Source organism: Arthrobacter sp. BPSS-3 (assembly GCF_044628475.1).
GTDB lineage: Bacteria > Actinomycetota > Actinomycetes > Actinomycetales > Micrococcaceae > Arthrobacter.
This window is the reverse complement of sequence record NZ_JBIMMV010000003.1, coordinates 290922-304375: the sequence shown is the minus strand read 5'-3', so window position 1 is coordinate 304375 and position 13454 is coordinate 290922. Positions and strand designations below refer to the sequence as shown.

The following is a 13454-nucleotide window of genomic DNA, read 5'->3' as shown; positions in this document are numbered from 1 at the left end:
GGGAGCCCACGGTGCCGGGATTTCGGGGCATTACGGCAGCGGCCCCGCAGCGGCCCGCGGCGATACCATGGCCGCATCATGACTGAACTCCGGACCGCCCCGCACCCGGCGGTGGCCGACGTTTCCGTGGCCGCCGTGGCGTACCTCGGTGCCGTCGCCGTGGTCGCCGGCCCGTCGCTTCCCGTCGGCGGGGGCGCACTGCTCGCGGTGGGCGCCGGCGCGGCGGTGCTGACCGGAGCCGGCGCAAACCTGCTGGGCCGGGCCGTCCCGTCCTGTACCCCCGCGGACCGGGTCACCCTGGCCCGGGCGGTGCTGGTGGCCTGCTGCGCCGCGCTCACCGCGTCGGGGCTGCTGACCGGCGGCCCGTCAGGGCTGCCGCTGCTCGCCGTCGGGACGGCGGCCTTCGCCCTGGACGCCGTGGACGGGCCGGTGGCGCGGAGGACCGGGACCGCCTCGGCCGACGGCGCCCGCCTCGATACCGCCACCGACGCGGCACTGACGCTGGTGCTGGCCTGCGCCGTGGCGGGCAGCCTTGGCGTCTGGGCGCTCGGATCCGGCCTTCTCTATTACGTGTTCCAGGCCGCGGGCCGGGTCCGGCCGCCGCTTCGCGCACCTTTGCCGCCGTCGGCCGCCCGGAAGGTGATCGGTGCGCTGCAGCCGGCGGCCCTGCTGTTCGCCCTGGTGCCCGGCATCCCGGGGGCCGCGGCGACCGCTGCGGTCGCGGCCGCACTCGGCCTGCTGGTGTTGTCCTTCGGGCGGGACGTCGTGGTCCTGGAGCGGCGGCGGGCGGCCGCCGGCTAGTCCTTGGCTTTGGCGCGGCTGGGCTGTACGCGCGGCGGTTCGCCCGGCATCTTGGGGAAGTCCGGCGGGAACGGCAGCTCGCCGAGGCCGGCCGCGGCGTCCCGCTCCCACCAGCCGAGCAGGCCCTCGATCGAGCCGGGGTTGGCGTGCATCCCGGCCCAGGGGTCACCGGTGGACCGCAGCCGGTCCGGCACCGTCGCCACGGTCAGGGCGGCCGGATCGGCGTCGTCGAGTTCCTCCCACGTCAGCGGGCAGGACACCGTGGCCCCCGGCAGCGCCCGCGGGCTGTAGGCCCCGGCCATAGTGCGGTCCCGGTTGGCCTGGTTGAAGTCGATGAAGACCCGTTCCCCGCGCTCCTCCTTCCACCAGGCGGTGGTTACCTGCTCGGGCATCCGGCGCTCCAGTTCACGGGCCGCGGCGATCACGGCATGCCGGACGTCCAGGAACTCGTGGTCCGGCTCGATCGGCGCGAACACGTGCAGCCCGCGGTTGCCGGAGGTCTTGATGAAGGCCTCCAGGCCGACGTCGGCGAGGACCTTCCGCAGCTCCCGGGCGGCGGGGACGGCGTCCCTGAAGGAGGTTCCCGGCTGCGGGTCCAGGTCGATGCGGAGCTGATCCGGGTTGTCCGGGTTCCCGGCCCGCGACGCCCAGGGGTGGAAAACCACGGTGTTCATCTGCACCGCCCAGACCGCGGCAGCTGCTTCGTCGATCACAAGCTGCGGGTGGGAGCGTCCGCTGGGATAAACCACCGGCACCGACCTGACGAAGTCCGGCGCCCCCTTGGGCGGATTCTTGGAGAAGAACTGTTCGCCGTCGACGTCGCCGGAGAAACGCTGCAGGGTGATGGGCCGGTCCCCGTTCGCGGCCAGGAAGGCCTCGCCGACGTCGATCATGAACCGCGCCAGGTCCAGCTTGGTCACCCCTGCGGCGGGCCAGACCAGCCGGGACGGGCTGGAAATCCGGACCTCCCGCTCGCCGTGCGGACCCGGAACCGTCACCATCGTCTCTTCCCTTGCCATGAGGGCAGGCTACCCCGCGCTCGGTCCCGGCGACACCCGCCGGGAACGCGTCGCCGCCGGTCCGGTCGCCACGGGAGCCGCGGCCCGGCGTCTGGCTCCGGCTGCCGCCGCTGGCTAGGGTGGCTTCCATGGCTGAGGCATTGGCGTCCCTGGCGGACGCATTCAAGACGGTGGGGGTCTCCCGGGCGTACGGCGAGCCGATCGACCTCGCGGGAGAGCGGGTGTTGCCCGTTGCGCTGGTGTCCTTCGGGTTCGGCGGCGGCAGCGCGCCGGCATCCGGGGAGGAACCCGGCGGGGCCGGCGGAGGCGGGGGCGGGTTTGTCCTGCCGCTGGGAGTGTATGCGGGCGGCCGCGATGGCCGGAGCGTATTCCGACCCAACCCGGTGGTCCTGATGGCCGCCGCGGTGCCCCTGGTGTGCGCCGCGGGCTGGGCGCTGAGGGCCCTGGTCCCCGGAACGCGGGCGGCAGGTGCCCGTGGTTGAGGAGGCGCTGAGCATCGACGTGGACGGCACCGCGGTGTCCGCCGTTTATGCCCGGCCCGACCACCCGGTGGCCACGCTGGTGCTGGCGCACGGGGCCGGCGCCGGGATGGACCACCCCTTCATGACCGGCTTCACCGCCGCCCTGAACGACGACGGCGTCGCCACCCTGCGCTTCAACTTCCCCTACCGGGAGGCCGGGCGGAAGTTCCCGGACCGCCCGCCAGTCGCCATCGCAACGTGGCGGGGCGCGATGGCTGCCGCACGCGAACGCTCCACCGGCGAGCCGGTCTGGGCGGCCGGGAAGTCCTTCGGCGGCCGGATGGCGTCCATGGCGGTGGCCGAGGGGATGCCGGCGGCCGGCCTTGTCTACCTCGGCTACCCGCTGCACCCGCCGGGCAAGCCGGAGAAGCTCCGGGACGAACACCTCTACGGCGTGAGCGTGCCCATGTTGTTCCTGCAGGGCACCCGGGACACCTTCGCCACCGGGAACCTGTTGGACACGGTTGCCGCCCGGATCGGGCCCTCCGCCGAGGTGCAGTGGGTCGAGGGCGGGGACCACTCCTTCGCCGTGGCCGGCAGGAAGCGCCCCGCGGACCAGATCGGCGCGGGACTGGCGGAACCGGTGGCCCGTTTCCTCCGGTCCCATGCCCCGGAAGGAACCGGGAAGTGAGCGGCGGCCACGGTCATGCCGCGCTCACCGACGCCGACGTCCCGGCCTGGTGGCAGCGGCTCGGCCTGCCCGGCCTGATCGACATCCACACGCATTTCCTCCCGGAACGGATGCTCCGCCGGGTCTGGGCCCACTTCGACGAGGCCGGCCCCCTCGTCGGCCGGCCCTGGCCGATCACCTACCGCACCGCGCAGGACCAGCGGCTCGCCACCCTCCGCGCCCTCGGCGTCCGGCGTTTCACCGCCCTGACCTATGCGCACCGGCCGGACATGGCGGCGGACCTCACCGACTTCGCCCTGGACCTCGCCGCCGCCGAGCCGGACTGCGTCCCCAGCGCAACCTTCTACCCGGAGGAGGGCGTGGTCGGACAGATGGAGCGGGCCCTCTCCCGCGGTGCCAGGGTCTTCAAGATCCATGCCCAGGTGGGCGGCTTCGACCTGCGCGAGCCCATCCTGGACCAGGCCTGGGGACTCCTGGCCGACGCCTGCATCCCCGTCGTCATCCACGTCGGCTCCGGCCCCGTCCCCCGGCACGGATTCACCGGCCCCGACAAGCTCGAAGGGGTGCTGCGCCGCCACCCGGACCTGACCGCCGTCGTCGCCCACCTCGGCGCCCCGGAGTACGCCGAGTTCCTGGACCTGGCGGACCGCTACCCCCGCGTCCACCTGGACACCACCATGGCCTTCACCGACTTCTTCGAGTCCGTGACACCGTTCCCGGCGGACCTGCTCCCCCGGCTGGCGGACCTCGGCGACAGGGTGGTGCTGGGCAGCGACTTCCCCAACATCCCCTATCCCTACGCCCACCAGCTGGAGGCGCTGGAACGGCTGCGGGACCGGGAACCGCGGCTCGACGACGCCTGGCTGCGAGCCGTGTGCTGGGACAACGGCGCCCGGCTGATCGGGGACGGCGCTGGTCCTTCAGCTGTTCCCTTATCCGCGCCGAGCCTGAATGATGGGTCCCATGACGAAACCCTATGAAGCGTCCCGCCCCATCGAGTCCGACAACCCGGAGGCGGTGACGTCCGCCGTCCGCGAGGCCACCAACGAACTCCGCGACACCCTGCAGCGCGACGGCATCGAGGTCAGTTTCCAGGACCTGGCGTTGCTGGGCCACTCGGAATCCTGGGACGACGAGGGACAGCGCTGGGTGCACGTCGCCTGGGACGGCGCCGAGGCCGGCTAGCCCCCGACACCAACCGCTGCGAAGATACCCGCTTCGACAGTACAGAAATCGCTGTAGTATTTTCGCATGCAGACACTGACCAGCACGGGCGTCCTGGCCCGGTTCGGCAAGGCGCTCGCGGACCCCACCCGGTCCTCGATCCTGCTGAGGCTCAAGGACGGGCCGGCGTTCCCGGGCGAGCTGGCCGAGTCCCTCGGCGTAAGCCGGCAGATGCTCTCCAACCACCTGGCCTGCCTGCGGGACTGCGGCCTCGTCGTCGCCGAACCGGCCGGGCGCAAGGTCCGCTACGAACTCTCGGACGCCAAGCTCGCCCACGCCCTCGGGGACCTGCTGGAGGTCATCCTCACCGTGGAGCCCATCTGCACCTGCCCGGACGAGGACTGCGCGCCGTGAGCGGGCACCACGACCACTCCCACGCCGTCGACGCCGACGGCAACCGCACCCGGCTGCTGCTGGTCTTCGGCATCACGGTCCTGGTCATGGTTGCGGAGATCACCGGCACGGTGCTCTCGGGCAGCCTGGCCCTGCTGGCCGACGCCGGACACATGTTCACGGACGCGGCCGGCCTGCTGATCGCGCTGATCGCGGCGTCCCTGGCGCTCAGGCCCGCCACCATGAAGCGGACCTGGGGTTTCAAGCGCGCCGAGATCCTGGCCGCGGCCCTGCAGGCGGGGCTTCTGCTGATCGTGGGCGCGTTCGTGATCGTCGAAGGCATCCGGCGCCTGTTCGAGCCCCCCGAGGTGGGATCCTCGCTGATGCTCTGGTTCGGCGTGATCGGCCTGGCCGGCAACGCCGTGGGCCTGCTGGTCCTGGCCGCCGGCCGGAAGCACAACTTCAACATGCGCGCCGCGTTCCTCGAGGTGCTCAATGACGCTCTGGGCTCCGTGGCGGTGATCGTCGCTGCCCTGGTGATCGCCTGGACCGGCTGGACCCGGGCCGACGCGCTGGTGTCCCTGCTGATCGGTGCGCTGATCATCCCGCGGACCCTCAAACTGCTGATGGAGACCGTGCACGTCCTGCTCGAGAGCACCCCTAAGGGCCTCGACCTGGGCCAGGTGCGGACCCACATCCTGGCGCTGCCGCACGTGATCGACGTCCACGACCTGCACGCCTCGCTGGTGGGGTCCGGCACCCCGGTCATTACCGGGCACGTCACCCTCGAGGACGAGTGCCTCACCGACGGCCACGCCGCGACCATCCTGGCCGACCTGCAGCGCTGCGTTGCCGAACACTTCGACATCTCCGTGGAGCACTCCACCTTCCAGCTCGAACCGGCGGCCCACCGGGACCAGGAGCACCTGCCCCACTAGGCGCCTACATCCGGTTCTTGACCTTCGCGGTGGCCGGGGCCGTCCACGGGTCCTCCGGCCACGGGTGCTTCGGGTAGCGTCCGCGCATCTCCGCGCGGACCTGGGCGTACGGCCCGGACCAGAACGAGGCAAGGTCGTCCGTGACCGCCAGCGGCCGCCGCGCCGGGGACAGCAGATGGAAAAGCACCGGCACCCGGCCCTCCACCAGCCGGGGCGTCCGGTCCCAGCCGAAGCACTCCTGCAGTTTGACCGCGACGACGGGCCGGCCGCCGTCGTCGTCCGCCGCGGGGTAGTCGATGCGGACCATCGAGCCGCTGGGAACCTTCAGGGATTCGGGCGCCAGCTCGGCCAAGCGGGACGCTTCGGGCCAGGGCAGCAGTCGCCGCAGCGGGTCCAGGAGGTCGACACCGGCAGTGCGGCCGCCCGCGGCCAGCGCCTCGAGTTCGGGCGCCAGCCAGTCCTCCAGCCGGGCCAACAGGGCCTCCTCCGAAACGTCCGGCCACGGCGCGCCGAGCTCCCGGTGGAGCAGGGCCAACCGGCGGCGGAGCGCGTCGGCGGCCGGTGACCAGCCGATGGCGCCCAGCCCCGCCCCGGCGAGGGCGCGGCCCACGGCCGCGCGGCCCGTTTCCGGCGTCGGACGCACCGGGGTGGAGGACAGCACGATCGCACCCAGCCGGCGTTCCTGGCGGGCGGTTACCCGGCCGCCGTCGAAGGCCGCGACCACCGTGTCGGTGAGCAGGTGCGCGGCGGCGGTTTCGGCATCTGCCGGGACAAGCGGCGCCGCGGCGCGGATGACGGCGCCGGTGCCCGCGGCCTCGTGACCGTCGGCGCGGCTGACCTCCGCGACGGCGAGCCAGTCCTGCCCGGAGAGGCGGCTGCTGCCGGGAAGGGCGGCGCGGGTGCCGGAGGCGAGCAGGTAACGGTCGCCGGGGCCGGGCACCCGGCACGCCACCCGGTCGGGGAAGGCGAGGGCGACGACGTGGCCGGCCTCCTCACCGGGCGCCCCCGGGCCGGCCGGTTTCTTCCCGCTCTCCGCGGCGGCGGAGGGCGCCGGTTCGGGCGCAATTCGGCCACGCGCGCCCGCGGTACGGGCGATCGACTCCAGCCGCCGCACCTCGTCGGCCCAGGCGCGGGCGCCGGGATCCCTGCCCGAGCGCAGTGCCGCCAGCAGCCCGGGCAGGTCCGCCCCGGGGGCGCGCTGGCCGCCGGACACGGCGGCGACGGCCTCGGCGGCCGCTCGGGGGCCCACCGCGGTACCGCCCTCCAGGAGCGCGCGGCCCAGCCGCGGGTCGGCGGGGATGCGTGCCAGGGTGCGGCCGAGGCCGGTGGCGTGGCCGTCGGGGCCGACGGCGCCCAGTTCCCGCAGGACCTCGGCGGCGTCGGCCATCGCCGCGGCCGGCGGGGCATCCGGCCAGGCCATGCCGCGGCCCTCGGGGGAACCCCAGCAGGCGAGCACCAGGGCGGCCCCGGTGAGGTCCGCCACCGAGATCTCGGGGGTGGGGTGCGCGGGGGCGGCACCGAAACTGCGCTCGTCGTAGCAGCGCACCACCCGGCCCGGGCCCAGGCGCGCTGCACGGCCGGCCCGCTGGCCCGCGGACGCCCGGGAACAGGACACGGTGACCAGGCCGGTCATTCCGCGGGCGGCGTCGCGGCGCGGTTCGCGGGCCAGGCCCGAGTCGATCACCAGGCGGACGCCCGGGACGGTGAGGGATGATTCGGCGAGCGCGGTGCTGACGATGATCCGCGGCTGTTCGCCGGAGACGCGCCCGGACACCGCCCGGTCCTGGGTCGCGGGGTCTGCCTGGCCGTGCAGCTCCAGCACCTCCGCCGTCGTCCGTCCCCGCAGCCGGGACGCCACGTGCGTGACTTCCCGGGCGCCCGGCACGAAGACGAGCGCGTCGAGATCGTCCCCGGCGGCGAGGGCGGCGGCGTGCGCGGCGGCCGCCGTGTCCGCGACGTGGTCCAGGAAGGAGCGGGTCACGCCGCGGGCGTCCAGCCGCGGTCCCTGCGCGGGCGCCCACTGCACCTCCAGCGGATGGAGCGCGCTGGGGCAGCCGACGACGGGCGCCGGCACGGCCGGGGAGGCATCGGCGTCCCCAAGCAGTTCGGCGAAGCGGCGCGCGTCCAGGGTGGCGGACATTGCGACCAGGGCCAGGTCGCCGCGGAGCTGGCGCACCTCGGCCAGCATGCCCAGCAGCAAATCCGTCTCCAGCCCGCGTTCGTGCACCTCATCCAGCACGACGGCGGCGATCCCCTCCAGTCCAGGGTCGGCGAGCAGGCGACGCAGCAGGATCCCGGGGGTGACGAATTCCACGAGCGTGTCCGGGCCGGTCCGCCGCTCGCCGCGCACGGCGTAGCCCACCCGATCCCCCAGCGGGCTGCCGTCCAGGGCCGCGAGGCGGCGGGCGGCGGCGCGGGCGGCCACCCGGCGGGGCTGGGTGACCACGATCCGGGCGGGCGCCCCGTTCGTGTCCGCGGCCGCGGCGCCGGCCAGGGCCAGGTTCGCCAGCAACGGGGGGACCAGCGTGGTCTTTCCGGTCCCCGGCGGCGCCTCCACCACCGCGGCAGCCCCGGGGCCACCGGCCGCCAGCGCCCCGGCCAGCTCTTCCAGGGACCCGGCGAATACCAGGCCCGCGCCGATGGCGGCCACATCAAACGGGCGGCGATAGGGGCGCGGATTCCGGGCGGGTGCAGTCACGCTTCCATTCTCCCCGCCCCGGCGCACCGGGCCGCACGCCGCCGTTCCCCACCCGCAGAACGGCCCGACGGACGGAATAGGAACCCCCGGTGGCGCGTTGGGGCTGGTGTGAAAAACATTGGCTTCCTGTCCTTTGGCCACTGGACCGACCACCCGGAGTCCGGCACCCGCAGCGCCTCGGACGCACTCCTGCAGGCGATCGACCTCGCCGTCGCGGCCGAGGAACTGGGCGCGGACGGCGCCTACTTCCGCGTCCACCACTTCGCCCAGCAGTACGCCTCTCCCTTCCCGCTGCTGGCGGCGGTCGGTGCCAGGACCAGCCGCATCGAGATCGGCACCGGCGTCATCGACATGCGCTACGAGAACCCGCTCTACATGGCCGAGGACGCCGGGGCGGCGGACCTGATCAGCGGCGGGCGGCTGCAGCTCGGCATCAGCCGCGGGTCACCCGAGCAGGTCATCGACGGCTGGCGGCACTTCGGCTACACCCCGGCGGACGCCGAATCCGACGCCGACATGGGCCGCCGCCACACCGAACGGCTGCTCGAGGTACTGAAGGGCGAGGGCTTCGCCGCGCCGAGCCCGCGGCCGATGTTCCCGAACCCGCCGGGGCTGTTGCGGATTGAGCCGTACTCGGCGGGGCTCCGTGAGCGGATCTGGTGGGGCTCCGGCTCCAACGCCACCGCGGTCTGGGCTGCGAAACTCGGCATGAACCTGCAGAGTTCCACGCTCAAGGACGACGAGAGCGGCAAGCCCTTCCACATCCAGCAGGCCGAACAGATCGAGCTCTACCGGGAGGCCTGGAAAGACGCCGGCCACCAGCGCGAACCCCGTGTGTCGGTCAGCCGCAGCATCTTCGCCCTGACGGACGAGCGGGACTGGCACTACTTCAGCCGTGACCGGAGCAGCTCGGACCAGATCGGCAACATCGACGAGAAGACCCGGGCGATCTTCGGCCGCTCCTACGCCGGAGCCCCGGACGAACTTGCCGCCAAACTGGCCGAGGACGAGGCGATCGCCGCGGCCGACACCCTGCTGCTGACCGTCCCCAACCAGCTGGGCGTCGACTACAACGCCCACGTCATCGAGTCCGTGCTCAAGCACGTCGCCCCGCAACTGGGCTGGCGCTGAGCCTGTCCCCCACAGAGAGCAGACCCCCTGATGCACTTCCAGCAGGACGACGAGGGCTTCATCCGGATGCCTCGGCACCTTCCGGCCGGCACCCCCGTCACCATCACCTTCAGCGACGGCTCCACCGCGGAGTTCACCGGATGGGACCTCAACGCCGCCTACGACCGGTCGCTGGCCGAGTTCCGGGCCGGAAACAACCTGGACGCGAAGGGCTTCTCCCGGACACCGAAGGCACGGACCAACTCCGGCAACCGGATCGAGTACGTCCGCGTCCACCCGCACATGGCCCGCGGACGCGCCTGACCCGTCTTCCACCCGCCACCCACGCGCCTGACCAACCACCCCCACGGCGCCGGCGTCGGACTCAAACAAAAAATTAATCAGCACACTGCGGAACAATCCCGCCGGGTGCGCTGTTGTCTCCCACTGAGGCTCCGATCGGTTCGCCGGCCGGGGTCACATTCCGGCGCAGCCTTGGGCTGATCCCCCGCCGGCAGCTGTTGTTGATTCTCCCCAGACCGCTAACGAATCACAGATACACACTGGAGATACATGCTTACCGTTAACGCTTATGCCGCACCGTCCGCCACCGGCGACCTGGTCCCCACCACGATCGAACGCCGCGACGTCGGACCCCATGACGTCCTGATCGAGATCAAGTTCGCCGGCATCTGCCACTCGGATATCCACACCGTCCGCGGCGACTGGGGCCCCCAGTCCTACCCGCTCGCTCCCGGCCACGAGATCGCCGGCATCGTCACCGAGGTCGGCTCCGCCGTCACCAAGCACGCCGTCGGCGACCGCGTCGGCGTCGGCTGCATGGTCAACTCCTGCGGCGACTGCGTGAACTGCCAGGCCGGCGAAGAGCAGTACTGCCTCAAGGGCAACACCGGCACCTACGGCGCCGTCGACCGTGACGGCACCATCACCCAGGGCGGCTACTCCACCCACGTCGTCGTCACCGAAGACTTCGTGGTGCGGATCCCGGAGGGCATCGAGCTCGACGTCGCCGCTCCCCTGCTGTGCGCCGGCATCACCACCTACTCCCCGCTGAAGCACTGGAACGCGGGCCCCGGCAAGAAGGTCGCCGTCGTCGGCCTGGGCGGCCTGGGCCACATGGCCGTCAAGATCGCCCACGCCATGGGCGCCGAGGTGACCGTGCTCTCGCAGTCGCTGAAGAAGCAGGAAGACGGCCTGAAGCTGGGCGCCGACCACTACTACGCCACGAGCGACGAGAACACCTTCAGTGAGCTCGCCGGCAGCTTCGACCTGATCATCAACACGGTCAGCGCTTCGATCGACATCAGCTCCTACCTGCAGCTGCTGCGCCTCGACGGCACCATGGTCAACGTCGGCGCCCCCGCCGAGCCGCTGCCGGTCAACGCGTTCGCCCTGATCGGCGGCCGGCGCTCCTTCGCCGGCTCCATGATCGGCGGCATCCGCCAGACCCAGGAGATGCTGGACTTCTGCGCCGAGCACCACCTTGGCGCCGAGATCGAGGTCATCCCGGCCGAGAAGATCAACGAGGCCTACGAGCGCGTCCTGGCTTCCGACGTGCGCTACCGCTTCGTCATCGACACGGCCACGCTCAGCTAGGCACCCCGTCACCGGGATGGTCCGCCGCGTGTGGCCCGCCCGCGGTGCCGGCAGACGGCCCGGCGGCGCAGGAATCCCCTGTGCCGCCGGGCCGTTCCTGTGTCCGGGCCGTGGGCCAACCGAAAGATCTCCACAAATATCACCGGCCCGAAACCGGGGCGCAATATTGGCGGTACAGTCTGGATGGAAGGCCGGAGCGCACCGCCCCGGCCCGGGCATCCCCCGACTCCGCCCAGGAGAGAGTGCAGGTCGCCGTGAATCCCCTGTTCGTCCTCACCGCTGAAACGGCCACTGGCGGCTCCGCCCGCCGCGGCGTGCCCCTCCGCCCCATCAAGGCCGACGACGTCGACGAACTCTCACGGATGTATCACGAGTCGTACGCGGAGAGCCTTCCCCAGCCGCCCGACCGGGCCACGGGCTGGATCGACGCGCTGCTCTCCGGAGCGGAGGGCGCCCACCTTCCCGAGGCCTCCGCCGTCCTGACCGGACCAGAGGGCCAGCTGACCGCGGCCATCATCGTCACCGAACCGGCCCCCGGCAGCGACGGGGAATGGGACGCCGTGATCGCCGAACTCTTCACCCACCCCGACTTCCGCCGCCAGGGCCTGGCTGACGAACTGCTTAGCCACTGCCTCGACACCCTCCAGATACAGGGCCGCAACACGGTGGCGGTTACGGTGGACAGCGGCAACTTCGCCGCGCTGGCGTTTTATCTATCCCGCGACTTCCGCCGCCACACCGACGACGACGCCTAGGAGCCACCCCCGCCCCCGGGTTTTGTAACGTCACTGGAGTTATTGCTACCGTGGCGGGTACGTTTCAACATTTCTTGGGGGAAATATGAATAAGGCACAGCGACGCGCCCACGTTGAGCCGCCCTGTCCGGCCTGCGGATCCCGGGTGGTTCCGAACTGGACCGACCAGCGGCAGGCGTCCGCCCGGCAACCCGACTGGCAGGTCAGCGACCGGCAGTGCAGCTCGCAGCTGTGCCGGCTCAACGACCCGCAGAACTGGTAGCGGCCCGGGCCCGGCCTCCCGGGTCAGGCGCCCCCCGGGCCGGATGGTTGGACTGCGTGAGCCGCCGGGATGATCCGGTGCCGCCCGCGTGTTGAAGCCCTCGGAAGAGCACACCACCCGAGAGGAACCATCATGAGCATCGTTGTCACCGGCGCCACCGGCCACCTGGGCCGCCTCGTCCTGGAATCCCTGCTCCGCCGAGGCGCCCCCGCAGGCGAGCTCGTCGCCGTCGGCCGCGCCGTCGACAAGCTGGATGATTTCGCCGGCCGCGGCGTCCAGGTCCGGGCCATGGACTACGACGACGCCGGGTCGGTCGCGGCGGCCCTCAAGGGTGCGTCCAAGGTGCTGCTGATTTCCGGCAGCGCCGTCGGCCAGCGCCTCGAACAGCACCGGACCGTCATCGACGCCGCCCGGGCCGAGGGCGTGGAACTCCTCGCCTACACCAGCATCGCCAACGCGGACAGCACGGGGATGAAGCTCGCCGCCGAACACCAGGCCACCGAGAAGCTCCTCGCCGAGTCCGGACTGCCCCACGTCCTCCTCCGCAACGGCTGGTACCTGGAGAACTACACCGAACAGCTGCCGGGCACCCTGGCCCAGGGCGGCTTCGCCGGCAGCGCCGGTGACGGCAAGGTCAGCGCCGCCGCCCGCGCCGACTACGCGGACGCGGCGGCAGCCGTGCTCCTGGCCGATGACCAGGCCGGCAAGGTCTATGAACTCGGCGGCGACCAGGCCTTCACCATGGCGGAACTGGCGGCCGAGATCAGCGCGGCGGCCGGACAACCCGTGGCCTACCAGGACCTCCCTGCCGCGGACTACGCCGCGATGCTGGCCGGATTCGGGGTCCCCGCGGACTTCGCCGGCATCCTCGCCGACTCCGACGTCGGCATTGCCCGCGGCGACCTTCTGGTCACCTCCGGCCAGCTCGCATCCCTGATCGGGCGGCCGGCCACCACCATGCCCGACGCGGTGCGTTCGGCCGTGGCCGCGCTCAAGGACGCCGCGCCGGAACACGGGACCGGCAACGAAGCGGACCCGGCAGCCAAGTGACCGTCCACAGCGCGGGCCTGCTGCTCTACCGCCGGACCGGCGCCGGGCTGGAGGTCTGGATCGCCCACATGGGCGGTCCTTACTGGGCGCGCAAGAAAACCGCGTCCTGGTCCATCCCGAAGGGCATCCACACGGACCAGGAGGACCCGCTCGCCGCGGCCCGGCGTGAGTTCACCGAAGAGATCGGCACCCCACCGCCCGAGGCCGACTACATTCAGTTGGGCAGCTTCCGGCAGTCATCCGGGAAGGTAGTCACCGTCTTCGCCGCGGAGACGGACTTCGCCCCGGAGCGGATCGTCAGCAACACCTTCCCGCTGGAATGGCCCAGGGGCTCGGGCACCATCCGGGAATTCCCCGAGATCGACGCAGCCGAATGGGTTGGCGAGGACGAGGCCAGGCTCCGGCTGGTCCGCGGCCAGCTCCCCATACTCGACGCCCTGGTCCGGCGCCTCGACAGGAGGCCGGAACCGACCTGACGCCTCGTCGCAGAACGTC

15 protein-coding genes are annotated in these 13454 nt (G+C 72.3%); 13 read left to right on the top strand and 2 right to left on the bottom strand.

All coding sequences use genetic code 11. The annotated features are described in order from the left end of the window. The first annotated feature begins 78 nt into the window (after positions 1-78). Positions 79-801, top strand: a complete 723-nt coding sequence (locus tag ACFVY3_RS07200; RefSeq protein ID WP_364137503.1) for a CDP-alcohol phosphatidyltransferase family protein — start codon at positions 79-81, stop codon at positions 799-801. Here the strand turns inward: ACFVY3_RS07200 and ligD are convergent. Continuing rightward, complete coding sequence (gene ligD, locus ACFVY3_RS07195) at positions 798-1820, bottom strand: non-homologous end-joining DNA ligase (RefSeq protein WP_364137505.1); 1023 nt, start codon at positions 1818-1820, stop codon at positions 798-800. The two genes, ACFVY3_RS07200 and ligD, sit on opposite strands and share 4 nt — an antisense overlap. 128 nt (positions 1821-1948) lie before the next feature. Here ligD and ACFVY3_RS07190 point away from each other — a divergent pair, with 128 nt between their 5' ends. The 6 genes from ACFVY3_RS07190 to ACFVY3_RS07165 all read left to right on the top strand — a co-directional run bounded on the left by ACFVY3_RS07190 (position 1949) and on the right by ACFVY3_RS07165 (position 5467). Beyond that, positions 1949-2302: a hypothetical protein gene (locus ACFVY3_RS07190; RefSeq protein ID WP_400159251.1), complete on the top strand. Its 354-nt coding sequence runs from the start codon at positions 1949-1951 to the stop codon at positions 2300-2302. Next, positions 2289-2972 carry an alpha/beta family hydrolase gene (locus ACFVY3_RS07185; RefSeq protein WP_400159250.1) on the top strand — a complete coding sequence of 228 codons (684 nt, stop codon included), beginning with the start codon at positions 2289-2291 and terminating at the stop codon, positions 2970-2972. The genes ACFVY3_RS07190 and ACFVY3_RS07185 overlap by 14 nt, the downstream gene beginning before the upstream one ends. Then, complete coding sequence (locus ACFVY3_RS07180) at positions 2969-3952, top strand: amidohydrolase family protein (protein WP_400159249.1); 984 nt, start codon at positions 2969-2971, stop codon at positions 3950-3952. Before ACFVY3_RS07185 ends, ACFVY3_RS07180 begins: the two co-directional genes overlap by 4 nt. Beyond that, positions 3936-4157, top strand: coding sequence for a hypothetical protein (locus tag ACFVY3_RS07175; RefSeq protein WP_290257971.1), 222 nt, complete (start codon positions 3936-3938; stop codon positions 4155-4157). The genes ACFVY3_RS07180 and ACFVY3_RS07175 overlap by 17 nt, the downstream gene beginning before the upstream one ends. Positions 4158-4223: 66 nt before the next feature. Then, on the top strand, positions 4224-4550 hold the full coding sequence (locus ACFVY3_RS07170; RefSeq protein ID WP_364137513.1) for a metalloregulator ArsR/SmtB family transcription factor: 327 nt from the start codon (positions 4224-4226) through the stop codon (positions 4548-4550). Further along, complete coding sequence (locus ACFVY3_RS07165; protein ID WP_364137515.1) at positions 4547-5467, top strand: cation diffusion facilitator family transporter; 921 nt, start codon at positions 4547-4549, stop codon at positions 5465-5467. Before ACFVY3_RS07170 ends, ACFVY3_RS07165 begins: the two co-directional genes overlap by 4 nt. A 4-nt stretch (positions 5468-5471) precedes the next feature. On the opposite strand, the gene hrpB is transcribed toward ACFVY3_RS07165, so the two are convergent. Beyond that, the gene (hrpB, locus tag ACFVY3_RS07160) at positions 5472-8165 is read right to left on the bottom strand and encodes an ATP-dependent helicase HrpB (RefSeq protein WP_400159248.1); all 2694 of its coding nucleotides are present in this window, start codon (positions 8163-8165) and stop codon (positions 5472-5474) included. 108 nt (positions 8166-8273) lie between these two features. Between hrpB and ACFVY3_RS07155 the strand changes: the two genes are divergently transcribed. The 6 genes from ACFVY3_RS07155 to ACFVY3_RS07130 all read left to right on the top strand — a co-directional run bounded on the left by ACFVY3_RS07155 (position 8274) and on the right by ACFVY3_RS07130 (position 13435). Further along, complete coding sequence (locus tag ACFVY3_RS07155; protein WP_400159247.1) at positions 8274-9296, top strand: LLM class flavin-dependent oxidoreductase; 1023 nt, start codon at positions 8274-8276, stop codon at positions 9294-9296. Positions 9297-9326: 30 nt separating this feature from the next. Next, positions 9327-9599, top strand: coding sequence for a hypothetical protein (locus ACFVY3_RS07150; protein WP_400159246.1), 273 nt, complete (start codon positions 9327-9329; stop codon positions 9597-9599). Positions 9600-9848: 249 nt separating this feature from the next. Next, complete coding sequence (locus ACFVY3_RS07145) at positions 9849-10892, top strand: NAD(P)-dependent alcohol dehydrogenase (RefSeq protein WP_400159245.1); 1044 nt, start codon at positions 9849-9851, stop codon at positions 10890-10892. A gap of 254 nt (positions 10893-11146) precedes the next feature. Further along, entirely contained in the window at positions 11147-11647 is a 501-nt protein-coding gene (locus tag ACFVY3_RS07140; protein ID WP_400159244.1) for a GNAT family N-acetyltransferase, read from the top strand. A 394-nt stretch (positions 11648-12041) separates the two neighbouring features. After that, the gene (locus ACFVY3_RS07135; RefSeq protein WP_400159243.1) at positions 12042-12959 is read left to right on the top strand and encodes an SDR family oxidoreductase; all 918 of its coding nucleotides are present in this window, start codon (positions 12042-12044) and stop codon (positions 12957-12959) included. Further along, positions 12956-13435 carry an NUDIX domain-containing protein gene (locus tag ACFVY3_RS07130; protein ID WP_400159242.1) on the top strand — a complete coding sequence of 160 codons (480 nt, stop codon included), beginning with the start codon at positions 12956-12958 and terminating at the stop codon, positions 13433-13435. Before ACFVY3_RS07135 ends, ACFVY3_RS07130 begins: the two co-directional genes overlap by 4 nt. The last annotated feature ends 19 nt before the right edge of the window (positions 13436-13454 follow it).